Genomic DNA, 22,624 nt, shown 5'->3' with positions numbered 1-22,624 from the left:
GCGCCACGCCGACCTCCAAGACACGGGGGGGGGGGGGCCCGCGGGCCGCCCCCGGCGCCGCCCGACAGCGCCTGTTATGAATCACGGATCGGCACCGATCTCATCTGGGAGAGCGCTCTCTCTCCTACTGGAGGTACCGTGTTCCGATCCAGACGCCCGTTATGGGTGGCTCTTTCCCTGGTCGCCGCCCTGATCGTCGCACCACAGGCGGCTGCGGCCGCCGACCCCCTCACGATCACCGATTTCGAGTCAGGCAGCGTTCCCTCGGGCGTGTACGCCTGGGGCAACGACGCGGCCTCGACCCCCACGCTCACGATCGAGCCTGGCCCCGGCAGGCCGGGAGCCCCGGCGACCAACCGGGTGCTCAAGTCGGTCTACAACGTGAGCCAGTGGGGCGGCTGGTCGCACGATCTGGCCGCCACCCAGGACTGGTCCCCGTACGAGGGCTTCTCCTTCTGGGTGAACGGCGCCGCCTCGGGCCAGAAGATCTTCTTCGAGGTCAAGGACGGCGGCGGCGGGGCGGGCGCCGCCGAGCTGTTCGAGTCGTCGTTCACCGACGACACGGCGGGCTGGCGGCAGGTGAAGGTGCCGTTCGGGAGCTTCACCAGGCGCGCCGACTACCAGCCCGGCGGCGCGCCGTCCGACGGTGAGCTGGACCTGGTCGCCATGTGGGGCTACTCGATGCGGCTCCCGGCCTCCTCCCAGGGCACCCTGGAGTGGGACCAGGTCGAGCTCTACGGCACCGCTCCCCCGCGCCCGGTCAGGCTGTCCACCGACCGGCCCGTCTACCCGGTCAACGAGAAGGGCGAGGCCAAGGTCAACGTCACCGTCGCCACCGCCGACGGCCGCCCCCTGCCCGCCGACCTGGCCGTGTCCTACAGGACCGGTACGGGCACCGCGACCCCCGGCGGCGACTACACGCCCGTCGAAGGCACGCTGACGTTCCCCGCGGGCACGGCGTCCGGGGCCGCCAAGGCGTTCACGGTCAAGACGCTGAAGGACGGCCAGGACGAGGTCGCCGAGACCATCCCGATCGAATTGTCCGGCACGGGCACCAGGCCCCCGGCCGAGGCCCCGGTGGTCGTGATCAACGCGCACGGCCTCCCCTACCTGAACCCCCGCAAACCGATCAAGGAACGCGTCGCCGACCTGATCGGGCGGATGACGCTGGACGAGAAGATCGGGCAGATGACGCAGGCCGAGCGCGGCGCGCTGGGCAAGCAGAGCGACATCGCCACGTACGTGCTCGGCTCCCTGCTGTCGGGCGGCGGCTCCACCCCCTCGTCCAACACGCCGCGGGCCTGGGCCGACATGATCGACGCGTTCCAGCTCCAGGCGCAGCGGACCCGGCTCCAGGTGCCGCTGATCTACGGCGTGGACGCCGTGCACGGCCACAACAACGTGGTCGGCGCGACGATCTTCCCCCACAACGTGGGCCTGGGCGCCACCCGCGACCCGGACCTCGTCGAGCGGGCGGGCGAGATCACCGCCCGCGAGGTCAAGGCCACCGGCATCCCCTGGGACTTCGCGCCGTGCCTGTGCGTGTCGCGCGACGACCGGTGGGGGCGGGCCTACGAGTCGTTCGGGGAGGACCCGGCGCTGGTGTCGCGGATGGCCACGGTCATCGACGGCCTGCAGGACAACGGGGTGCTGGCCACGGCCAAGCACTACGTCGGCGACGGAGGCACCGCGTACGGCTCCTCGACCAGCGGCGACTACACGATCGACCAGGGCGTCACCAAGGTCGGCCGCCAGGAGCTGGAGGCGGTCCACCTGGCACCGTTCGTGGAGGCGGTCAAGCGCGGCGTGGCCACCGTCATGCCGTCGTTCTCCAGCGTCGACTTCGGTGACGGCCCGCTCAAGATGCACGCCCACAAAGAGCTGATCACGGACGTGCTCAAGGGCCGGCTGGGCTTCAAGGGGTTCGTGATCAGCGACTGGCAGGCCATCGACCAGATCCCCGGCGACTACCCGAGCGACGTGCGCACCTCCGTCAACGCCGGGCTCGACATGATCACGGTGCCGTACGCCTACCCGACCTTCGAGAGCACGCTGAAGGCCGAGGTCGAGGCCGGGCGGGTGCCGGTCGGCCGGGTGGACGACGCGGTCGCCAGGATCCTGACCCAGAAGTTCCGGCTGGGGCTGTTCGAGCACCCGTACGCCGACCGGTCGGGGATCGACGACGTCGGCTCGGCGGCGCACCGGGCGGTCGCGCGTACGGCGGCGGCCAGGTCGCAGGTGCTGCTGAAGAACGACGGCGGCCTGCTCCCCCTGCGCCGCGACGCCAGGATCTACGTGGCCGGCTCGAACGCCGACGACATCGGCAACCAGACCGGCGGCTGGACGATCAGCTGGCAGGGCTCGTCCGGGCCGATCACCCCCGGCACCACGATCCTGTCGGCCGTCCGCTCCCGCGCGTCCTCCGTGACGTACTCGCGCGACGCCTCGGCCGACCTGGCCGGGCACGACGTGGGCGTCGTGGTGGTGGGCGAGACCCCGTACGCCGAGGGACAGGGCGACGTGGGCCGCGCCGGGCGCACGCTGGAGCTGTCGGCCGCCGACCGGGCCGCGATCGACAAGGTGTGCGGGGCGATGAAGTGCGCGGTCCTGGTCGTCTCCGGGCGTCCGCTGCAGCTCGGCGACCTGTCGGGCGTCGAGGCCGTGGTGGCCTCCTGGCTGCCGGGCACCGAGGGCGCGGGGGTGGCCGACCCGCTGTTCGGGGCGGTGCCGTACACGGGGCGGCTGCCGTTCACCTGGTTCCGCTCGGTGGCGCAGCTGCCGATCAACGTGGGCGACGCGGCTTATGACCCGCTCTGGCCTTACGGGTGGGGGCTGCGTACCGACCGGGCCCGCGACCGGCTCAAGGCGGCGCGCGACCGGCTCGCCTCCGGCGACGGCTTCTCCAAGGCCGCGTCGCTGCTCCTCGCGCTGCCCGCGCGCGCCTGGAACGCCGACGGGTCCGTACGTGACGCGCGGGCCGTCCTGGGCGCCCTGGGCACGGCTGCAACGCTGCTCGAACGGTCGAAGACGGACGCTTACACCGTGGACGACGCTGTCGTGTCGGTGGCCAGGGACGTCGCGCAGAGCGCGGGCAGGCGGCCCGACCTGCAGGCGGCGGCCGACCACGAGCTGGCGGCGGGCAACCTGAGGAAGGCGGTGGACCTGCTGGCCCAGGCCGCCCGCTGAGGTCACGAGGGGCTGTCCCCGCCGGGGCGGGGACAGCCCCTCACGTCAGGCGCGGCACAGGCAGAACGGGTGTCCGGCCGGATCCAGGAACACCCGGAAGCTGTCGTCCTCGCTCGGCTGGTGCTCGTGCTTGGTCGCGCCGATCTCGATCACCTGCTTCTCCGCCTCGTCCATGTCGACCACCGTCACGTCGAGGTGGAGCTGCTGGGGGCGCTCCGGATCCGGCCAGGTGGGCGGCCGGAAGTCGGGCGCGAGCTGGAACCCGACTCGCTTGGGAGCCCCGCCGTCGCTCACCAGCGCCCACTCGTCATCGGCGTAGGTGACGGGCCATCCCAGCAGCCGGGAGTAGAACTCGGCCAGCGCTCTGGGGTCGGGACAGTCGAGCACGACAGTGCGGAACTCAGCGATGCCACTCACTCGATTCACCTCTCATATTCGTTTGCGGGCACGTCCGCAGACAAGAATGGATGCCATGGCTGCCAACTCGTACATGGTGCCGCTCGGCACCCCAGCACCCGCATTCGACCTGACCGCCATCGACGGCGGCAGTGTCTCACTCGGGGATCTCAAGGGCTCGCCCGCCACTCTGGTGGTCTTCCTGTCCAACCACTGCCCGTATGTGCGCCACATCGAGAAGGGCCTCGGCGCCTTGGCCGCCGACTACGGCGCCAGGCTTTCCATAGTCGCGATCAGCAGCAATGACAGCGTGAACTACCCGGACGATGATCCGACACACCTGGCGGAGCAGGCGGCGCGGGCCGGGTTCGCGTTCCCGTACCTGCTGGACGACACCCAGGAGGTCGCCAAGGCCTACCGGGCGGCCTGCACGCCTGACTTCTTCCTGTACGACGCGCACCTGCAGCTCGTCTACCGGGGCGAGTTCGACGGCGCCAGGCCGGGCAACTCGGTGCCGGTGACCGGCGAGTCGCTGCGCGCGGCCATCGACGCCGTGCTCGAGGGCGAGCCGGTGCCCGGGGAGCAGAACCCTTCGCTCGGCTGCGGCATCAAGTGGAAGCCGGGCAACGCTCCCGCGTGATCCGGTTCCGGCCCTGCTCACCGGGCGGTGCCCAGCCGAGCGGCACCGGGACGCGGTGACGGCCGACCGGCCTCGGCAAGCTGGTCTGAAGTGCCCCACTGCCTGCCCGTGTGGCGCGTCGCCACCGCCTGCCCCCGGCAGTCACCTGGTCGGCCCTGGCGGTGGGGGCCGCCGGGAAGGAGCCGGCGCTGCGGCCGCGAGAAGGTGGCACGCATGTTCGCCGGGTTCGACGTGCTCGAACCCGGCGGCACCCGCGTGGCGGAGCCCGCGGGCGGCGAGCGGGCGGGCCGCTCAGGCGCCCGCGGCGCTGACGGCGGGCGGGAGGGCCAGCAGCAGTTCGTGCGGCTCGCCGCCGTCCCAGTGGCGGATCAGCTGGTTGCCCCCCTCCCCTGGGTCGAAGCTCTCGCACCCCAGGGGCCCGTAGCAGCCCGCCTGGTCCAGCATGAGGATCAGCGGATCGTCCTCGGGCAGGCTGGCCGCATAGGCGGCGGTGTCGAGGAGAGCCAGGGCCAGCCTGGCGTTGCGACCGCCGTCCTTGGACTCCACGCGGTCGAGGCGGCGCCGGGCTTGGGCACGGAGGTACTCGGCGAGCGATTCGGACCTACTCACGACAAACCTTCTTCGATCACGTACATACGGCTACGACATCATCACGCAAGGTGACGGTTTTTCGTGGGACGTTTGCCAACTCCAGCCAGTCGCCACCCCGTCCATCACTGGCTTTGGGGCACAGTGCATCATTTGTTGCATGAGTGCGTTCGACGACCTGTATGCCGCCAACGCGAGGTTTGCCAAGAAGTTCGGAAACTCCGGCCTCACCGGCCGCGCCGGCCGTGGGCTGGCCGTCGTGACCTGCATGGACTCCCGCATCGACCCGCTCGGCCTGCTGGGCCTGAAGCCCGGCGACGCCAAGATTCTGCGCAACGCGGGCGCCCGGGTGACGGACGACGTCCTGCGCACCCTGGTGCTGGCCGTCTACCTGCTCGGCGTGGAACGCGTGCTCGTCATGCCCCACACGGACTGCGGCATGGCCAAGGTCACCGACCCGGACGTCCACGCCCTCACCCAGGAACGCGGGGTGGACACCCGCAGCCTGGAGTTCCACACGGTCCCCGACCAGACCGAGGCGCTCCGCCACGACCTCACCCGCATCAGGACCAGCCCGTTCCTGCCGGAGGGCATGCCGATCGCGGGAGCCATCTACGACGTCCGCACGGGCCGGCTGACGCCTGCCGCGTTCTGAAGGAATTCACCTGACCTGAGTGGTGCCCGGTCCGTACAGCATGACCGGGCGCCCCGGACCCGCCCTGGGCGCGTACGAGAGGACGCGCTTTGGGCGATCCGAGCTCTCCCCTCGTCCCCGACGGCACGAGCGCGGACGACTTCGTGGGGGCACTGCGCCGGTTGCGGTTGTGGGCGGGCTCGCCGTCGATGTGACGGCTCGGTGGAACCAAGGTGGTCTCGGGGACCGAAGTCGCCATCATTCCCCCGAGCACGATCTCGTACGTGCTGGCGGCCCTCGCACCCCACCCCCGACCAGACGGCACCCAAGGCGACGCGAGCGGCCCGCGCATCCAAAGCCCAGGACCCTCACAACCGAGCGGCCCGCACCATGGCCCTGAGAACCGTCAGCGAAGAGCCAGCGGCGCACGCGTAGCGACCCGGAGCCCCGCTCCGCGCGTCAGAGCCTCGAGAGGCCGCGCTGAGCCGCGACCCGGCGCACCACTCCAGGAGATCGCCAAACGGCCCTGCATGGCACCTCAGAGCCGCGCGCGCATGCCCCAGGAACTCCCCTGACCGTTCACATCGGGCTCACCAGCCACCCTGGGCACCCCGGGCGGTCTCTCCCTGGGCGCCGTGGGCGGCCTCCCAGACGCCTGCCGCGTATCCAACCTCACCGGACGGCAGAACGGCTCCACGTCCTCACCGGACGGCGGAACAGCTAGGCGTCGATGTGGTCGCGGTCGACCTCGGCGGCGCTGTTGACGATGAACTCCCGCCGAGGCGCCACCTCGCTCCCCATGAGCAGGTTGAAGATGGCCTCGGCCTCCTCGACGTCCTCGATGCGGACGCGACGCAGGACGCGGTGGCGCGGATCCATGGTCGTCTCGGCCAGCTGGTCGGCGTCCATCTCGCCCAGACCCTTGTACCGCTGCACGGGGTCCTTCCACCGCTTGCCCCGGCGTTCGAGATCCCGCAGCACCTTCTGCAGCTCGGCGTCCGAGTAGCAGTAGATGTACTTCTCCTTGCCCCGCCCGGGGTTGGTCAGCTCGATGCGGTGCAGCGGCGGCACGGCGGCGAACACGCGCCCCGCCTCCACCATCGGCCGCATGTAGCGGTGGAAGAGGGTCAGCAGCAGGCAGCGGATGTGGGCACCGTCCACGTCGGCGTCGGCCATGAGGATGACCTTGCCGTAGCGGGCGGACTCGATGTCGAACGAGCGCCCGGACCCGGCCCCGACGACCTGGATGATGGCGGCGCACTCGGCGTTCTTGAGCATGTCGCTCACGGACGCCTTCTGGACGTTGAGGATCTTGCCTCGGATCGGCAGCAGCGCCTGGAACTCCGAGTCGCGGGCCAGCTTGGCCGTGCCGAGGGCCGAGTCACCCTCGACGATGAACAGCTCGCTGCGGTCGATGCCGTCGCTGCGGCAGTCGACCAGCTTCGCCGGGAGCGCCGAGTTTTCCAGCGCGCTCTTGCGCCGCTGGTTGTCGCGGTGCTCGCGGGCCGCGATGCGGGCCTTGGCGGCGGCGACGATCTTCTCGAGCACAGCGCGCAACTGCTGCTTGAAGCCGCGCGGCGGGTTGGTGAACAGCTCCCTCAGCTCGCGGGAGACCACGTGGGAGACGATGCGGGTGGCCGCAGAGGTGCCGAGCACCTCCTTGGTCTGGCCCTCGAACTGCGGCTCCGGCACCCGGACCGTGACCACGCCGGTCAGGCCCTCGGAGATGTCGCTGTTGGTGACGGGGTCGTCGCCGTTCTTCAGCAGGCGCGTCTCGCGCAGCAGCTCGTTGACCGTGCGCGCCAGGCCGCGCTCGAACCCGGTCAGGTGGGTGCCACCCTTGGGGGTGGAGATCACGTTGACGAACGAGCGGACGGTCGACTCGTAGCCCTTGCCCCAGCGGATCGCCACGTCGACGGTGAGCTCGCGCTGCACCTCGGTGGGCGTCATGTGGCCCTGGTCGTCGAGGACCGGCACGGTCTCGTGGAAGTGGCCCAGGCCCTGCAGCCGCAGCACCTCGCACACGGCCTCGTCGCGGGCCAGGAACTCGGTGAACTCGGAGATGCCGCCGTCGAAGCGGAACTCCTCCTCGGTGCGCTCCTCGTGCCTGCTGTCGAAGACGGCCAGCGTCAGGCCGGGCACCAGGAACGCGGTCTGCCGCAGGCGCACGTGGATCTCGTCGAGCGAGACCTCGGCGTCGGGCAGGAAGATCTGCTTGTCGGCCCAGAAGCGCACACGGGTGCCGGCGACGTACTTGGGGAGCTTGTCGCCGATGCGCAGGCCGGACTTCTTCTTGAACTTCGCGGTGGGCCCGGGGCCGTCGAAGATCCCGGGGACGCCACGGCGGAAGCTGATCTCGTGGACCTTGCCGTCGCGGTCGACCTCGACGTCCACTCGCGAGGACAGGGCGTTGACCACGGAGGCGCCGACGCCGTGCAGACCACCGGACGCGCCGTAGGAGCCGCCGCCGAACTTGCCGCCCGCGTGCAGCTTGGTATAAACCAGCTCGACCCCGGCCAGACCGCTCTTGGGCTCGATGTCGACGGGGATGCCCCGGCCGTTGTCGCGCACCTCGATGGAACCGTCGGCGTAGAGCTCGACCTCGATGCGGTCACAATGACCCGCCAGCGCCTCGTCGACGCCGTTGTCCACGATCTCCCAGAGGCAGTGCATGAGCCCGCGGCTGTCGGTGGACCCGATGTACATACCAGGGCGCTTGCGAACTGCTTCCAGGCCCTCAAGCACCGACAGGTGACGAGCCGTGTAACCCGCCTCCACTAGCGTCACTCCAGCTCCCCTGGTCTAGGCATCGAACACGTGTGCGTAGCTTACCGTTCTTCCCACACGCGCGCGTACAAGCTTGCCATGCCGACACGTTTGCTGTTACCAACCGGCTGATCGTCATTACTTTGGGACACATTCCGCTCTGGGCGTAGAGAGGGGGCGGTTGGGAACGTCCACGTCCGGTTAGATGTTGTTCCAAGTGACTGACGCCAGATCCTCGCTTCGGCGGGGGTGACCCGAAAGGCGATACGTGACTGGAGCTCTCGCCCCCGTTAAGCCGCTGACGGCCCTCGACCGCTGCGACCGCTGCGGCGCCCAGGCCTACATTCGCGCGACCCTGCCTGTGGGTGGGGAGTTGCTGTTCTGCGCCCACCACGGGCGTCAGCACATCGCAGCGCTGCGCGAAAAGGGTGCCGACATCCTGGACGAGTCGGCTCGACTCAGCGAAACCCCTTCAAATGCCCCCAACGACGAGCGCTGACGCAGCGCCTGTCGTGCTGAGATAACCACATATAGCGACAACGCAGAACGGCGACCCCGGCACCGCCCGGGGCCGCCGTTCTGCGTTCAATCACGCTGGTATGCCCGGAGACACGCCGTCATGCACGGAGAACGGGGTTTATCCGAGCGGAACGGCCGGTGCACACGCAGACGCGCGACTTCGCAGGCAGACCGGCCACTTCGCAGGCAGACGCGCGATTTCGCGACAGACGCGCCGCTTCACGGGTAGACGCGCCGCTTCGCAGGCGGACGTGCGACTTCACGGGCAGACGCGCCGCTCGCAGGCAGACGTGCGACTTCACGGGCAGGCACGCCGCTTCACGGGCAGACGCGTGACTTGGCAGGCGGACGCGCGACTCCGCGGGACGCCAGAGCCCCGCAGAGCGGCCGCCGGGACCGATAACGACGCGGTCGTGCCCAGAGCATCGGCCGCGCCCAAAGCGACAGTGGGGCCGGTCAGCGGACCCGGTAGTGGTACCGGTCCACGATCTCGAGTCCCTCACCACGGTAGAGAGCCTGAGCGGCCAGGTTCGGGGCCGTGGTGACCAGGTAGGCGGATTTCGCATCCGCATGCCGCACGAGCGCCCGGATGACCGCACGAGCCAGTCCCCGCCTGCGGGCCTGGGGCAGGGTGGCCATGCAGTAGATCCCAAGGGTGTCACTCTGCGAGGACGCCTCGTCCCCCGACACACCGTACGTGCCGGCCTGGGGCACGGCCCTGCCGACGGCCAGAGCCACGCCGTCCTCCTCGAACGCCGCGTACCAGGCGGGCACCCCGGTGCAGATGCGCTCCGCCTCCTCGAACCCGGTGCCGTAACGACCGTCCACGGCCCACCACGTCTCCAGCCAGCCCTGCCACGGCCGGTCCTCGATCCTCACCTGGTACGGGGGCGGAGGGCCGGCGGGCGAGCCGGCCATGATGACGGTCGGATCGACCAGCTCATAGCCTCTCCGCTCCAGCTCCTCGTCCAGCCCGGGCGTGGCGTTCGGCCCCAGCGAGAAGACGGAACGCACCCCGCGCTCCCCGTAGAAGGCCTCCGCCGCCTCGATCGCCCCGTCCAGGTCGGCGGGCTCGTCCAGAGGGAGTACCGAGTTGGCCCGCTTGGTCACGCCACCGGCGTAACGAAGCACCCATCCGTCGTGAACGCGCTGCTCATAGGCGGGCCAGGCCTCATGGACAAGGAGGTCGAAATTCACCCGCGCAGCCTAGCCGACCTCCGAATACGCCCTCCCTCCTGCCTACCGGGCGCCGGTTGCCGTGGCTGAAGCCTCCTCAGAACGCTTCAACAGCGTGCCGCAGGGCCGGGCGCCGACGCCGGAACTGGACTCGCCGCCATGCCGGGAGCCTGCGCCCGAGGCCGACGATTCAGCGAAGAACATGGCCCAGGGGGCGCCGTTGCGGCGGCCGGCCGTGTCCACCCGGTGAGCGTCACCCTGGACAGAGCCCGGCCATGGTCGGCGGGTGGTGCCCGCTTGGGCCACCGTAAAAGATCGTGACGGGGACGGCGGGAGAGCCTCCGACCAGGAGCAATAAGGTAAGGGGTTGTGCTGATCCTGTTGCCGCCGTCCGAGGGGAAGGCGCCCGAAGGCAGCGGGCCGCCCGTCGGCGAGCTGTCCTTCCCCACCCTCGACAAGGCCCGCAAGCGCGTGCTGAACGCGCTCGTACGGGCCTCCAAGCGCCGCGACGCCCTCGACGTGCTCGGCCTCACACCCGGGCTGGCGGGCGAACTGGTCAAGAACGCCGCCCTCAAGACCGCCTCCACCCTGCCGGCCGCCGATCTCTACACCGGCGTCCTCTACGACAACCTCGGGCTGGGCACCCTCGACGAAGAGGCGCGGAGGCGGGCGGAGGAGTCGGTGCTGATCTTCTCCGGCCTGTGGGGTGTGGTGAGAATCACAGATCTCATCCCGCCGTACCGGCTCTCGATGGGCGTCAATCTCCCGCCTCTCGGCGGGCTGGCCACGTTCTGGCGTCCGTTGATCGCCAAGGAGCTGGACCGGGTGCCGGGACTGGTGGTGGATCTCCGTTCGGCCACGTACGCGAGCGCCTGGCAGCCTGGTGCACGGTCGGTGACGGTACGGGTGTTCCGGGACGGCAAGGTCGTCAGCCACATGGCCAAGGCGACCCGGGGGGAGATCGCCCGAGCCCTTCTGCGGCACGGCACCGCCCCGGACACCCCTGACGAGCTGGCCAAGACCCTCGATGCCCTGGGCTACACCATCGACCTGGCCGAGCCCGCCCGCGCCAACCGCCCCTGGACCCTCGACGTGCACGTCACCGACCCGGCGTAAGGGGTCGCGGGGCGGCTACTGCCCATCGCCCGATCGCCGGGAACCGTTCAGGGGCGGGCCCGCCCTGATGATGCCGCCTCTCGACGGTGACCGTCCGTAGCGACGACCCTCAGGCGGGGATACGTCTCCACGAGCCGTGCCACAACGGGCGTGGGGTGGGGCGATTGGCGTGCGTTGGGGGGTGCTGGGACTGCTGACCGTCGCTGACGCGGGAGCATACATCCGGGCTCGGGCGAGGCGCATGCGCCTGAGCCCGGGCGTGGCGGAGGCACGTTGCGGGCTACGGGCCACGACCGTCGGCGCAGCGCCCCGGGCGTGTCGCACGATCGCGAACTGCCCAGGCGTTTCGCACGATCACCGGCTGCCCGGGCGTGTCGTACGGCCGCGACGCTGGATATACGCGGCGCCAGCGATGCGACCGGGGGCGCCCCGTAGTGCGGTGGAGAGCGACGGGAGCGCGACAGAGCCACCCGTGGTGCAGTGGGGGCGGTGGTGGTAGTGCGACAAGCCGTCGACGCTGCAGCGGCGGTCGCGTAGGGGTACGGCGGCGCGGCGATGGCGCAACTGAGGCGTTGGGGACTGCGAAAAGCCACCGACGGCGCAGCGGCGGTGCCATCGGCCGGTGCGGAGGGGGCGGGGGTGCAGCCGAGGTGCCAACGGTGCGCAAGCGACCATGATCCAGCGGCGGTGCGGGGAGTACGGCAGAACCGTCAGCAGTCTGGCGCGGCGTGCAGCAGGGCCGTCGGCTGGGTGACGGGGTGTGAGACAGGGCCGTCAGTTGGGTGACGGGGCGTGCGGCAGAGCCGTCTGCGGTGTGGCAGACGCGGAGTGGGATGGTGGGTGGGAATGCCGCCGCCCCGCACGGAAAGACCGGGCGGGGCGGGGGATTCGTGCGGGTTAGTCCAAGTAGTCCCGGAGGACCTGGGAGCGCGAGGGGTGGCGCAGCTTGGACATGGTCTTCGACTCGATCTGGCGGATGCGCTCACGGGTGACCCCGTAAACCTTGCCGATCTCGTCCAGCGTCTTCGGCTGCCCGTCGGTGAGACCGAAGCGCATCGAGACGACGCCCGCCTCCCGCTCCGACAACGTGTCGAGAACGGAGTGCAGCTGCTCCTGGAGCAGCGTGAAGCTGACGGCGTCGGCTGGGACGATGGCTTCGGAGTCCTCGATGAGGTCGCCGAACTCGCTGTCGCCCTCCTCACCCAGCGGGGTGTGGAGAGAGATGGGCTCACGGCCGTACTTCTGGACTTCGACGACCTTCTCGGGCGTCATGTCCAGCTCGCGGGCCAGCTCTTCCGGCGTGGGCTCGCGGCCCAGGTCCTGCAGCATCTGCCGCTGGACGCGGGCCAGCTTGTTGATCACTTCGACCATGTGGACCGGGATGCGGATGGTCCGCGCCTGGTCTGCCATGGCACGCGTGATCGCCTGCCGGATCCACCACGTGGCGTAGGTGGAGAACTTGTAGCCCTTGGTGTAGTCGAACTTCTCGACGGCCCTGATCAGACCCAGGTTGCCTTCCTGGATCAGGTCGAGGAAGAGCATGCCGCGGCCGGTGTAGCGCTTGGCCAGCGAGACCACGAGCCGGAGGTTGGCCTCCAGCAGGTGGTTCTTGGCCCGGCGACCGTCCTCGGCGATCCACTCCAGCTCGGCCTTGACGTCGACCGGCAGCCCCTCGGTCTCCCCGCCGCCGAGCTGCTCCTCGGCGAACAGGCCCGCCTCGATGCGCTTGGCGAGCTCGACCTCCTGCTCGGCGTTGAGCAGGGGGACCTTGCCGATCTGCTTGAGGTAGTCCTTGACCGGGTCGGCGGTGGCGCCGGCGGCGGCCACCTGGGCGACCGGGGCGTCATCGTCGTCGTCGGACAGGATGAGGACCTCGTCCTCGGTCTTCTGGACCGCGGCGACCTCGGAGGGCTTGGGCTCGGCCTCGGTGTCGTCGTCGGACTCGTCGTCACCTTCCGAGTCGGAGTCCTCGGCCACGATCTCGTCGTCCTCGACGTCGATCTCCTCGAGGTCCTCCAGCTCCACGTCGCCGTCGAGCTCGATGTCCTCGTCGTCGTCGGCGTCGGCCCGGGACTCGGGCTTCGGCTTGGTCTCGGCAGGCCCAGCGCTCTTCGGCTCGGCCTTCTTGGCGGCGGCGGGAGCCGCGGCCTTCTTCGCCGCCGGAGCGGCCTTCTTGGCAGGGGCCGCCTTCTTGGCGGCCGGCTCGGCTTCAGTGGTGCCCACGACCGCGGTCACGGTCTCGGGCTGCTGCTCTTTGGCGGCCGCTGCCGTCTTGGTCTTGACGGGGGCAGCGGTGCGGCGCTTTGCTGGACCACGAGACTTCTTCGGCGCAGCCGAATCCGCGGCGGTCACGACCACGGTCACGCCCTCTTTGCTGAGGTTCCGCAAGAACGCGGCGGCGTGCGACATGGGGATGTCCGCCTCCTCAAAGGCCTGACGGACATCCTCAGACTCGAGGAAACCCTGCGAGCGCCCACGCTCGAGCAGTCGCTGAATGACGGGCTCGTTCAGCTCTTGTGGCTTCGAGCGAGTCGAACTTGCAGGCGACACGAACACCTCTCGAACGAACGCGTGGCGACTATGGACCCAGATGCCCGCTGGGGGGCTGTTGCCTCTCTCGGAGATCGGTGAGGCCGTGCGGACCGCGACGGACCTGCACAGCATTCTGGCACGACCCCGCGCTCCGTACGGCCACCTCCCGGCGGTTGACCTCCACCCTAGGCCGACCGAGACAGTAGTGCGTACGTAAGCGGGGCACTGATACCCGAAAGCAACCGTTATGACTGTTTCATTCAGTCACTCTTCGTGGCTGGCGGGACGTGAATTGCTAGCGCGGTAACGTCATCATCCTGTTCATATCCAGACAACATCCGGTCAACCAGGAAGTCCAGCAACATGTGCGGACTACTCACAACTTCAGGCGGAGCTTCGGTCACAACACTGCAAAGGTCTGCCAATCCGGCATCCAGCCCGCGCTTCCTGTTCTCGACGAGACCGTCGGAGTAGAGCACGGCGGTATGGCCGGGCGGCACCACGAACCGGAACTGCCTGCGGCTGGTCGGCCAGCCTAGCGGAGTGCCGGGCTCGCCGTCGCACAGGATCGCCGTGCCCTGCGGCGAAACCAGGACGGGAGGCGGGTGGCCGGCCAGGGCCAGAGTGCCCTCGCCGGTGACCGGCTCCACGACCATGTACGCCAAAGTCGTGACCTGTTCTTCCTCTTCCGTGGCCTCGAAGACCCGGTCGAGCCCGGTCAGCACGGCCGCGGGCGGCGGGTTGGTCAGCGCCAGCGCCCGCATGGCGTTGCGGATGCGGCCCATGCCCGCCGCGGCCTTGACGCCCTTGCCCATGACGTCGCCGACGACCGCCGCGACCCGCCCGTCCTGCAGGACGAACGCGTCGTACCAGTCGCCGCCGACCTGGACGTGGCGGCTGCCCGAGCGGAAGCGCTGGGCCAGCACCAGACCCTTGATCACGGGCAGGCGGTCGGGCAGCAGGCTGCGCTGCAGCGTCTCGGCGGTGCGGTGCTCACGCTCGAACAGCGTGGCCCGCTCGACCGCCAGCGCGCACTGGCCGGCCAGCGCCTCCAGGAAGACGCCGTCCTCCTGGGAGATCTTCACCGGCCTCGTGAAGGAGAATCGGAGCGCTCCCAGAGCCCTCCCCGCCGCCAGCAGCGGCAGGCCCACCCAGGCCCGCTCGTCGCCGTGGGTGATGAAGCCGGCCAGGATCTCCTCGTCGTCGCCCGCCTCGAGCAGCTGGGCCTTCAGCGACTCGGGCGACTCGGCGAAGACCGGACGGCGGCTGTTGACGGCCATGGTCATCACGTTGGAGTGGGACAGCGGGATCTCGTCACCCGTGATCCCGGAGGCCTCCATGATGCCCTCGCCGTTGATCAGCTTGAGCGCCGCGCGGTCGGGGTCGAGCAGCGCCACGGCCGAGCGGTCGGCGGCCAGGGCCGTGCGGCCCACGTCGATGATGACCTGCACCACCTGCTCGACCGTCAGGGCCTCGGCCAGCTGGGCGGTGGCGCCCTGGAGCCGGGCCGTGCGCAGGGCGGCGGCGCCGAGCTGGTCGGTCAGCCGGCCGCGCATCTCCTCGGCCTCGCGCTGCGGGGTGACGTCGGTGTTGGCGCCGACCCACTCGACGACCCGGCCGTGCCTGATGATCGGCACGGCCCGCACCTCGAAGTGTCGGTAGCCGCTGGCCCGGGTGCGCACGCGGTAGTTCCACTCGAACATGGTGCGCCCGCGCAGCGCCTCCCTCCAGGCCTCCTCGGTCTGCTGGCGCTCCTCGGGATGGACGACCTCCAGCCAGCCGTTGGCGAGGTATTCCTCCAGGCCCTGGCCGGTGATGGCGCGCCACTGGGGAGCGTCCTCGACGACCGCGCCGGTGGGGGAGGTGATCCAGACGAGCTGCGACTGGGCCTCGACGAGCGAGCGGTAGCGCTCCTCGCTGCGGCGCAGCGCCTCCTCGGTCTGGCGGCTCTCGGTCACGTCGAGCCCGACGAGCGCGATCGCGCGCAGCTCGCCCGCCGCCTCGTCGTGGACCGGCGAGAACGACAGCGACCAGTGCCTGGTGTCGCCCTCCGCCGTCCGCACGCGTACGCGGCCCTCGGTGACGGGCGCGTCGGTCTCGATGACGGCCTGCACGGCGTGGGTGATGATCTGACTGAGGTCGGCGGCCAGCACCTCGACCGGCAGCCTGCCGGCCATGCGCTCGGCGGGCACGTTGACGACGTCGCTGAACACGTCGTTGACCCGCTGGATGCGGCCGTCGCCGTCGAAGAACGCGAAGGCGAACTCGGCCTCCGACAACATGCCTTTGAACAGAGCGGAGTCCGAGATGTCCACATCCGACTCCCGGGGACGGGGAACGGAGGTCTCGGCACTCATGGTCCGCACCTCCGTCGCGTGCCAGGGTCTCCCACGCGGCACATCTCCATAACTGTGTATCGGCGTAGCGCAGCTCCGGGCGACCGGATTCTGCAGTACATCATCGGCGATGGGCATGTGTGGACGGAAGCCCCCGTCGCGGCCCGGTCGCCTTTAGGGTCTACGCATCCTGTCAAAGTCGCTCCACATTGCGCAGCAAGATCAGGTTACAGCGCTCGATCGCCGGGGCCGAGACCCCGGCCCCAACTACTTCGCCGCGCGCTTCGCCTCCTGCTTGAAGGCTCGCACTCGGGCCAGGCTGTCGGCGTCGACCACGTCGGCGACCGACCGGCTCGACCCCTCCTCGCCATAGTGTCCGGCCGCTTCCCGCCAGCCCGGCGGCTGGACCTCCAACTGCTTCCCCAGCAATGCCAGAAAAATCTGGGCCTTCTGTTTGCCGTATCCCGGCAGGGCCATCAGTCGTTTCAGCAACTCTTTGCCGTCGGCGGCGTCTGCCCACAGCTTCTCCGGCTGACCGTCGTAGTGCTCGACGAAGTAGGCGGCGAGCTGCTGGACCCGGGCCGCCATGGACTTGGGGTAGCGGTGCACGGCCGGCTTCTCGGCCAGCAGCGCCGCGAACGCCTCCGGGTCGTAGGAGGCGATCTCCCCGGCGGTCAGGTCGTGGCCCAGACGCTGGGAGATCGTATATGGCCCCGTGAACGCCCATTCCATGGGGATCTGCTGGTCGAGCAGCATGCCGACGAGCAGGGCGAGCGGGCTGCGGCCGAGGAGCTCGTCTGCCTCGCTCCGCTGGGCGAGCTGGATGCGCATGGAGACAGCTTCGCACGAATGGGCACCGGGTGAAGTGAACACAACCGCCGCGGAGCCTTGACAGCCGCCCGAGAAAAGGTGAAATGAGAGCGCAAGTCGCCCTGCCGACATTCCTGGGGGTTTGCCCCCTGGTCTCCAGAGGAATCTCACTTCTATGCTCGCTCTGGCCACACGGTTCCTGCGGGAGCCGGTCAGTCTCAGGCTGGCCGAAGAGTTCCTGACCGTGCCCGTGGACACGATCGACCGCTGCGTGGCCGACGTGTGCGCGTGTGCGCAGCATCTCGGCGTCTCGGCGACGCCGGAGATCGTGGAGCGCATCGCTCGCGAGCATCTGCTCGCGATCGTCAACTCAGCGCCTCCGCCCCGAAGTTCCCGGTAGACAAACAAAAGCCCGGAAGTCGAGTTAAGTCCCATCCAGAAGTCCCCGATAACATCGGGGTCACCAGGCCGAGTTCTCCGCACCGTTTGCGCCTGGAATACGAGAGAGTGAGGGTGTGCGCCGACACCGACGAGATCCCCGGGAGAGCACCCCGCCAGACGACGTGTTCAAGGAGATGGTGCAGGCGGCTCGCGAGCTGCTCGCCGTACGCACCCCTCTGGACGCGGAGCTGATGGTCTCCGACATGATCGGGGCCTGGTGGGGCAGGCGGGTCAGGGGCGGCGACGTGGAGCAGGTGCTCGGGGAGGGACTGGTCGACTACGCCGCCAAGGCCGGCACGCCGGCCTCGCTGACGCTGCTCATCTGCCTGGCCTATCTGGGCACGGCCCGCCAGGGCGCCAAGGCCGAGGGCGCGGCGCTGGCCATGATGGAGTCGGGGGTGGCCAGGCCTGGCTGGGCCGACCGGGTGGGCGCGGTCAAGCCGGCGGGCTGTTACGTCTCCCGCGACTCCTACGGCGACCAGGACACGGTGATCTGCACCTTCGCCTACCGCTGGGACGAGGACTCGCTGCCCGTCGACCGGCACGCTCTCGTCATGGTGGTCGACTACAACATGAGCGGCATGGCCCGGGACGCCTGGGTGTCCTCGCAGGTCGACAAGCTGCTGGAGCAGGCCAGGGCCGAGGCGGCGGGCAATCCGCTGCTGCTGTTCGAGGAGATCGAGCCCGAGCAGGCCAGGGCGCTGCTGGAGTCGGCCATGAAGGCCACCAGGGAGCCGAAGACGCCGCCGCCGGTGAGCGACAGCTACAGCGCCTACCACGCCTTCGCCCGCGCCAGGCTCAAGGCGCTGCCTCCCGGGCGCAAGCGGCCTGCGCCGCGGCACACCGAGGCCCCGTACAGCAGGGAGCGGCGGGCCATGCTGGCGGCCGAGTTCCTGGCGTCCGACGCGGCCGAGCACCTGTCCGACCCGTCGGCGGCCTCGCGCTGCGCCGACCACATCATCGACTACGGCTGCGACCAGGACTTCAACCGTCCGCTGCGGGTCAGCCCGACCAAATGTGAAACGTTCCTGCTCGACTGGCTGCCGCGCAAGGTGATGCTGAGCGTGGCCGAGCAGGAGGCGATGCCGCACGTGCTGTCGGCGTGGGTGCGCTTCGCCGCCCACCGCACGGGCCTGCCGGAGCAGGGGCTCAAGGCCACGCTGGACGCGGTGTGGGAGGCGATCGGCAAGTTCCCCGAGGCGTACCGGGACCCGACGTCCTTCGGGCTCGACCGGCCGCTGCTGGAGCGGCTGCTGCCGGACGGCGACCTGTCGGCGCTGGCCAGGCGGGTCTTCGCGTTCCCGTATCTGCAGGGCGTGCACAACGGGATCGAGCTCGACAAGCTCAACCCCGCCGACCAGGCGGACCGGCGTACGCTGCTCGAGATCGACCACGGCGACGCGATCGACCAGGAGCACCTGGCCTGGCACGAGGAGATCGCCACCCGGCTGTGGGAGGGCGACCCGCCGCAGCTGTGGGAGGCCGCGCAGCGCCTGCTCGACCTCGGCCACGACCGCCACGACGTGCTCCACGTGCTGATCGAGATCGCCGAGCGGATCGGCGGCGACCCCGACGAGCTGGCGGCGGCGCTGGACGACATCGCCGACATCCCGGACGAGTTCTAGGAACGGTCCCCGCGACGGACCGCCGGACGCGAACCGCCGTAGAATTTTCTTCTATGGCGATGTACACCCGCTTGACCGAAGGGCGTTACCGGGCCTCCGAGCACACGCAGGGTCCGTGGGACCCGCGCACCCAGCACATGGGCCCGGTCACCGCCCTGATCGTCCACGAGCTGGCCCAGACCGCGCCGCGCCCGGGCCTGGAACTGTCCAAGCTCGTGGTGGACGTGTTCGCCCCCGTGCCCGTGGCCGAGCTGGAGATCGTCACCGACGTGACCCGCGACGGCAAGCGCGTGCAGTGCCTGTCGGCCAGCGTCTCGTCCGGCGGCCGCGAGTACGCCAGGGCGAGCGCCTGGCGCATCCGTACGGCCGACACGCCCGCCTCGCCGGTCCCCGGGCCGCCGGGGCCGGTCCCGCCGCCCTCGGAGGAGGTCGCCGGCTCGTGGCTCGGCTCGGGATTCGGGTACGGCCGCGCGCTCGACTGGCGTTTCGCCGAAGGCGGCCCCACCCGGCCCGGCCCGGCCACGGTCTGGGGCCGGTTCACGGTCCCGCTGGTCGAGGGCGAGGAGTTCACCCCGATGGAGCGCCTGGCCGCCTTCGCCGACAGCGGCAACGGCGTCAGCGCCGCCCTCGGCTTCGACACACACGTGTTCGTGAACGTGGACCTGACCATCTCGCTGTTCCGCGCCCCCGAGGGCGAATGGATCTGCATGGACGCCGCCACGGTCGTCGGCCCATCCGGCAGGGGCCTGACCCGGTCCACCCTGTACGACGGGACAGGTGAAGTCGGCACGGCGATCCAGACGTTGTTCGTCGCACCGAGATAGGCACCGAGATAGCCTCTACTGCCATGGTGATCGACCTCAACGCCGACCTGGGTGAAGGGTTCGGCGTCTGGCGGCTCGGCGACGACCTCGCCCTGCTCGACATCGTCACGAGCGCCAATGTGGCCTGCGGTTTCCACGCGGGCGACCCCGTGACGATCAGACGCACGTGCGCGGCGGCCGTCGACCGCGGGGTGACGATCGGCGCGCAGGTGTCCTACCGCGACCTGGCCCACTTCGGGCGCAGGGAGATGGACACCGAGCCGGAGGAGCTGTGCGCCGAGGTGCTGTACCAGCTCGCGGCCGTCGACGGCATCGCCAAAGCCATGGGCGGCCGGGTCTCGTACATCAAACCGCACGGCGCGCTCTACAACCGGATCTGCCGCGACGAGGTGCAGGCGGCGGCGGTGATCGACGCGGTGGCCGACTACGACCCCTCGCTGCCGGTGCTCACGCTGCCCGGTTCGGTGGTGCACGCGGTGGCGGCCGCCGCGGGCGTCCCGACCGTGAACGAGGCGTTCGCCGACCGCGCGTACACCCCCGAGGGGACGCTGGTGTCGCGCAGGGAGCCGGGCGCGGTCATCCACGACCCCGCCGCGGTGGCCGACCGAGCGTGCCGGATGGCCGTGCACGGCTCCGTGACGGCCATCGACGGCAGTTCTGTCCCGGTTTCGGCACGTTCCATCTGCGTGCACGGCGACACGCCTGACGCCGTCCGGCTGGCGCAGGGAGTGCGGGACGCGTTGCTGGCGGCCGGAGTGGTCCTGCAGGCGTTCGCGTGATCCGGGCGGCCGGGGAGCACGGGCTGCTCGTGGAGACCGGCTCGCTGGAGCTGTCTCACCGGCTGGACGCGGCGCTGCGGGCCGATCTGCCGGCCGGGGTGGTGGAGATCGTGCCGGGGCCGGAGACGGTGCTCGTGGTGGCTCCTGGGGCGGATCAGGCGCGACTGCGGGCCCTTCTGGTGGACGTCGTCGGCCGCGAGCGGGACAGGGCCGGTGCTCGGGCGGCCGAGGGGGAGGTCGTGACGATTCCCGTCGTCTATGACGGGGCGGATCTCGATTCCGTGGCGGCACTGGCCGGGATCCCGGTGGACGAGGTGGTCTCCCGGCACGCGGGGCGGGAGCTGGTGGTGGGCTGGCTGGGGTTCGCCCCGGGGTTCGCCTATCTCACGGGGCTGGATCCGGTGCTGGAGACGCCCAGGCTCGACACGCCGCGCACGTCGGTGCCGGCCGGGTCGGTGGCGGTGGCGGGGCCGTACTCGGCGGTCTACCCGAGCGCCTCGCCGGGCGGGTGGCGGCTGATCGGGCGCACCTCCGTGCGGGTGTGGGACGTGACGGCCGACCCTCCCTCGCTCTTCAGGCCGGGCGTGCGCGTACGGTTCGAACCCACATGATCGAGGTGATGGCGGCGGGGCCGTACGCGACCGTCCAGGATCTGGGGCGGCCGGGCCTCGCCCATCTGGGGGTGCCCCGCTCGGGGGCGGCCGACGCGCCGAGCCTGCGGCTGGCCAACAGGCTCGTGGGCAACCCGGAAGGGCTGGCGGGGATCGAGCTGACGTTCGGCATGGCGCGGCTGCTGTTCCACGACGGGGCGTGGGTGGCGCTGGCGGGCGCGCCCGTGGACAGCGCGGCGGGAATGGGGTCGCCGTACTGGGTCGCGAAGGGCACGGAGCTGCGGCTGGGCATGCCGGACTGGGGGCTGCGCACCTATGTGGCCGTGCGCGGCGGGATCGCGGTGGAGCCGGTGCTCGGCAGTCGCTCCACCGACTCGCTGTCCGGGCTCGGCCCGGAGCCGCTGCGGGCGGGCACGCTGCTGCCCGTCGGGCGGCCCGAAGGCGTGATCTCCGTCGACCTGGCGCCGCCGCCCGGGCCCCGGCCCGCCGTACTGCGGGTGACGCCGGGGCCGCGGGACGACTGGTTCGTGCCGGACGCGCTGGCCGAGCTGTGCGCGCGGCCGTACTCCGTGAGCCAGGACAGCAACCGCGTCGGGGTACGGCTGAGCGGCGCCGAGCTGGTCAGGGCCAAGGAGGGCGAGCTGCCGAGCGAGGGGATGGTCACCGGGGCGATCCAGGTGCCGCCGAGCGGGCAGCCGATCGTCTTCCTCGCCGACCACCCGCCGACGGGCGGCTACCCGGTGATCGGCGTCGTACGCGAGGCGGACCTGCCGGTCGCCGCCCAGCTGCGGCCGGGCGACGAGGTGCGGTTCACAGTTCGACCTGCCCGGTGACGCAGGTCAGTACGGAGCCGCCCACCCACACGTCACCCTCGGCGTCGGTGGAGATGTGCACCCGGCCCGAGAAGCCCAGCACCGTGCCCTGTCTGGCCACGTACGGGGCCTTGGCCCGGCCCGAGCGCAGCAGCCACTGGGCCATGGAGGCGTTGAGGCTGCCCGTCACCGGGTCCTCGATGGTGGAGCCGTGCGCGTGCGTGAACGCCCGCACCTCGAAGTCGTACGGCGCCCCCTCGGGGTAGGGGCCCGCCACGCCCACGTAGTTGGGGACGAGGCCAGGGCGCAGCGCGAGCACGGACTCGGCGTCCGCGAGCAGCACCGCGATCCAGCCGGGGCCGTTGTCGGCCCACTCCATGTCCACGATGTCGGCCCGCCCGATCCCGAGGGACTCGGCGATCCGCCCGGCCAGCGGCTCCTCCACGGGGCCCGACCGCACGAGAGGCGGCGCGTGGAAGGCCGGCCCGTCGCCGGTCCCGCGCACCCGTACCAGCCCGGCCGCGCACTCCTGGACGATCTCGCCCTCCTGGTGCGGCACTCCCCCGGCCTCCAGCCAGGCGTGGCAGGTGCCGAGGGTCGGGTGCCCGGCGAAGGGCAGCTCCACGGACGCGGTGAAGATCCGCACCCGGTAGTCGGCCTCGGGTGTGGTCGGCGGCAGCAGGAAGGTGGTCTCGGCCAGGTTCGTCCAGGTGGCGAACCGCTGCATCTCCTCGGTCGTCAGCCCCTGGCCGTCGAGCACGACCGCGAGCGCGTTCCCGTGGTACGGGGTGGTGGTGAAGACGTCAACCTCGGTGAAAGGGCGCAACATAATT

At 70.6% G+C, this 22,624-nt stretch carries 19 protein-coding genes; 11 read left to right on the top strand and 8 right to left on the bottom strand.

Annotation, left to right across the window (positions count from 1 at the left end):
• Positions 1–138: 138 nt before the first annotated feature.
• Entirely contained in the window at positions 139–3,186 is a 3,048-nt protein-coding gene (locus tag ACWDRB_RS38605; protein WP_449902301.1) for a glycoside hydrolase family 3 N-terminal domain-containing protein, read from the top strand.
• A gap of 45 nt (positions 3,187–3,231) precedes the next feature.
• On the opposite strand, the gene ACWDRB_RS38600 is transcribed toward ACWDRB_RS38605, so the two are convergent.
• On the bottom strand, positions 3,232–3,603 hold the full coding sequence (locus ACWDRB_RS38600) for a VOC family protein (RefSeq protein ID WP_449902297.1): 372 nt from the start codon (positions 3,601–3,603) through the stop codon (positions 3,232–3,234).
• A gap of 55 nt (positions 3,604–3,658) precedes the next feature.
• On the opposite strand from ACWDRB_RS38600, the gene ACWDRB_RS38595 reads away from it, so the two are divergent.
• On the top strand, positions 3,659–4,222 hold the full coding sequence (locus ACWDRB_RS38595; RefSeq protein ID WP_355204557.1) for a thioredoxin family protein: 564 nt from the start codon (positions 3,659–3,661) through the stop codon (positions 4,220–4,222).
• Positions 4,223–4,513: 291 nt separating this feature from the next.
• Here the strand turns inward: ACWDRB_RS38595 and ACWDRB_RS38590 are convergent, their stop codons facing one another.
• Positions 4,514–4,831, bottom strand: a complete 318-nt coding sequence (locus ACWDRB_RS38590) for a hypothetical protein (RefSeq protein WP_350739125.1) — start codon at positions 4,829–4,831, stop codon at positions 4,514–4,516.
• Positions 4,832–4,970: 139 nt separating this feature from the next.
• On the opposite strand from ACWDRB_RS38590, the gene ACWDRB_RS38585 reads away from it, so the two are divergent.
• Positions 4,971–5,465, top strand: coding sequence for a beta-class carbonic anhydrase (locus ACWDRB_RS38585; protein WP_350739128.1), 495 nt, complete (start codon positions 4,971–4,973; stop codon positions 5,463–5,465).
• Positions 5,466–6,164: 699 nt separating this feature from the next.
• Here the strand turns inward: ACWDRB_RS38585 and ACWDRB_RS38580 are convergent.
• Entirely contained in the window at positions 6,165–8,231 is a 2,067-nt protein-coding gene (locus tag ACWDRB_RS38580) for a DNA gyrase/topoisomerase IV subunit B (protein ID WP_449902291.1), read from the bottom strand.
• Positions 8,232–8,478: 247 nt separating this feature from the next.
• Between ACWDRB_RS38580 and ACWDRB_RS38575 the strand changes: the two genes are divergently transcribed.
• Positions 8,479–8,709, top strand: coding sequence for a DUF7455 domain-containing protein (locus ACWDRB_RS38575; protein ID WP_139635676.1), 231 nt, complete (start codon positions 8,479–8,481; stop codon positions 8,707–8,709).
• 476 nt (positions 8,710–9,185) lie between these two features.
• On the opposite strand, the gene ACWDRB_RS38570 is transcribed toward ACWDRB_RS38575, so the two are convergent.
• The gene (locus ACWDRB_RS38570) at positions 9,186–9,926 is read right to left on the bottom strand and encodes a GNAT family N-acetyltransferase (RefSeq protein WP_449902288.1); all 741 of its coding nucleotides are present in this window, start codon (positions 9,924–9,926) and stop codon (positions 9,186–9,188) included.
• A gap of 348 nt (positions 9,927–10,274) precedes the next feature.
• On the opposite strand from ACWDRB_RS38570, the gene ACWDRB_RS38565 reads away from it, so the two are divergent.
• Positions 10,275–11,021 carry a YaaA family protein gene (locus ACWDRB_RS38565; RefSeq protein WP_449902286.1) on the top strand — a complete coding sequence of 249 codons (747 nt, stop codon included), beginning with the start codon at positions 10,275–10,277 and terminating at the stop codon, positions 11,019–11,021.
• Between the two features lie 897 nt (positions 11,022–11,918).
• On the opposite strand, the gene ACWDRB_RS38560 is transcribed toward ACWDRB_RS38565, so the two are convergent.
• The 3 genes from ACWDRB_RS38560 to ACWDRB_RS38550 all read right to left on the bottom strand — a co-directional run bounded on the left by ACWDRB_RS38560 (position 11,919) and on the right by ACWDRB_RS38550 (position 16,720).
• Positions 11,919–13,571, bottom strand: coding sequence for an RNA polymerase sigma factor (locus ACWDRB_RS38560; RefSeq protein WP_449902284.1), 1,653 nt, complete (start codon positions 13,569–13,571; stop codon positions 11,919–11,921).
• A 242-nt stretch (positions 13,572–13,813) separates the two neighbouring features.
• On the bottom strand, positions 13,814–15,910 hold the full coding sequence (locus tag ACWDRB_RS38555; protein WP_355204572.1) for a SpoIIE family protein phosphatase: 2,097 nt from the start codon (positions 15,908–15,910) through the stop codon (positions 13,814–13,816).
• A gap of 246 nt (positions 15,911–16,156) precedes the next feature.
• Positions 16,157–16,720, bottom strand: a complete 564-nt coding sequence (locus ACWDRB_RS38550; protein ID WP_350739143.1) for an HhH-GPD-type base excision DNA repair protein — start codon at positions 16,718–16,720, stop codon at positions 16,157–16,159.
• Between the two features lie 154 nt (positions 16,721–16,874).
• Between ACWDRB_RS38550 and ACWDRB_RS38545 the strand changes: the two genes are divergently transcribed.
• The 6 genes from ACWDRB_RS38545 to ACWDRB_RS38520 all read left to right on the top strand — a co-directional run bounded on the left by ACWDRB_RS38545 (position 16,875) and on the right by ACWDRB_RS38520 (position 21,812).
• Positions 16,875–17,099 (top strand): hypothetical protein, encoded by a 225-nt coding sequence (locus ACWDRB_RS38545; RefSeq protein ID WP_185078019.1) that lies wholly within the window; start codon positions 16,875–16,877, stop codon positions 17,097–17,099.
• Positions 17,100–17,274: 175 nt separating this feature from the next.
• On the top strand, positions 17,275–18,765 hold the full coding sequence (locus ACWDRB_RS38540) for a hypothetical protein (RefSeq protein ID WP_350739327.1): 1,491 nt from the start codon (positions 17,275–17,277) through the stop codon (positions 18,763–18,765).
• Between the two features lie 53 nt (positions 18,766–18,818).
• Entirely contained in the window at positions 18,819–19,589 is a 771-nt protein-coding gene (locus tag ACWDRB_RS38535) for a thioesterase family protein (protein ID WP_449902281.1), read from the top strand.
• Positions 19,590–19,612: 23 nt separating this feature from the next.
• Complete coding sequence (locus ACWDRB_RS38530) at positions 19,613–20,368, top strand: LamB/YcsF family protein (protein ID WP_350739149.1); 756 nt, start codon at positions 19,613–19,615, stop codon at positions 20,366–20,368.
• Complete coding sequence (locus tag ACWDRB_RS38525) at positions 20,365–20,979, top strand: 5-oxoprolinase subunit B family protein (protein ID WP_449902279.1); 615 nt, start codon at positions 20,365–20,367, stop codon at positions 20,977–20,979. The genes ACWDRB_RS38530 and ACWDRB_RS38525 overlap by 4 nt, the downstream gene beginning before the upstream one ends.
• A complete protein-coding gene (locus tag ACWDRB_RS38520; protein WP_449902277.1) occupies positions 20,976–21,812 on the top strand; it encodes a 5-oxoprolinase subunit C family protein in 837 nt (278 codons plus the stop codon). The genes ACWDRB_RS38525 and ACWDRB_RS38520 overlap by 4 nt, the downstream gene beginning before the upstream one ends.
• On the opposite strand, the gene ACWDRB_RS38515 is transcribed toward ACWDRB_RS38520, so the two are convergent.
• A complete protein-coding gene (locus tag ACWDRB_RS38515) occupies positions 21,790–22,620 on the bottom strand; it encodes a PhzF family phenazine biosynthesis protein (protein ID WP_449902275.1) in 831 nt (276 codons plus the stop codon). The genes ACWDRB_RS38520 and ACWDRB_RS38515 overlap by 23 nt on opposite strands.
• Between the last annotated feature and the right edge of the window lie 4 nt (positions 22,621–22,624).

This window comes from Nonomuraea sp. NPDC003707, assembly GCF_053587055.1.
This window is presented reverse-complemented; position numbering and strand designations above follow the sequence as displayed.

Excerpts from the sequence above, each read along its gene's own strand:
- ACWDRB_RS38515 (WP_449902275.1), bottom strand. The coding sequence starts at position 22,620 with ATGTTGCGCCCTTTCACCGAGGTTGACGTCTTCACCACCACCCCGTAC.
- ACWDRB_RS38535 (WP_449902281.1), top strand. The coding sequence starts at position 18,819 with ATGGCGATGTACACCCGCTTGACCGAAGGGCGTTACCGGGCCTCCGAG.
- ACWDRB_RS38540 (WP_350739327.1), top strand. The coding sequence starts at position 17,275 with ATGGTGCAGGCGGCTCGCGAGCTGCTCGCCGTACGCACCCCTCTGGAC.
- ACWDRB_RS38545 (WP_185078019.1), top strand. The coding sequence starts at position 16,875 with ATGCTCGCTCTGGCCACACGGTTCCTGCGGGAGCCGGTCAGTCTCAGG.
- ACWDRB_RS38595 (WP_355204557.1), top strand. The coding sequence starts at position 3,659 with ATGGCTGCCAACTCGTACATGGTGCCGCTCGGCACCCCAGCACCCGCA.
- ACWDRB_RS38585 (WP_350739128.1), top strand. The coding sequence starts at position 4,971 with ATGAGTGCGTTCGACGACCTGTATGCCGCCAACGCGAGGTTTGCCAAG.
- ACWDRB_RS38520 (WP_449902277.1), top strand. The coding sequence starts at position 20,976 with ATGATCGAGGTGATGGCGGCGGGGCCGTACGCGACCGTCCAGGATCTG.
- ACWDRB_RS38530 (WP_350739149.1), top strand. The coding sequence starts at position 19,613 with ATGGTGATCGACCTCAACGCCGACCTGGGTGAAGGGTTCGGCGTCTGG.
- ACWDRB_RS38555 (WP_355204572.1), bottom strand. The coding sequence starts at position 15,910 with ATGAGTGCCGAGACCTCCGTTCCCCGTCCCCGGGAGTCGGATGTGGAC.
- ACWDRB_RS38550 (WP_350739143.1), bottom strand. The coding sequence starts at position 16,720 with ATGCGCATCCAGCTCGCCCAGCGGAGCGAGGCAGACGAGCTCCTCGGC.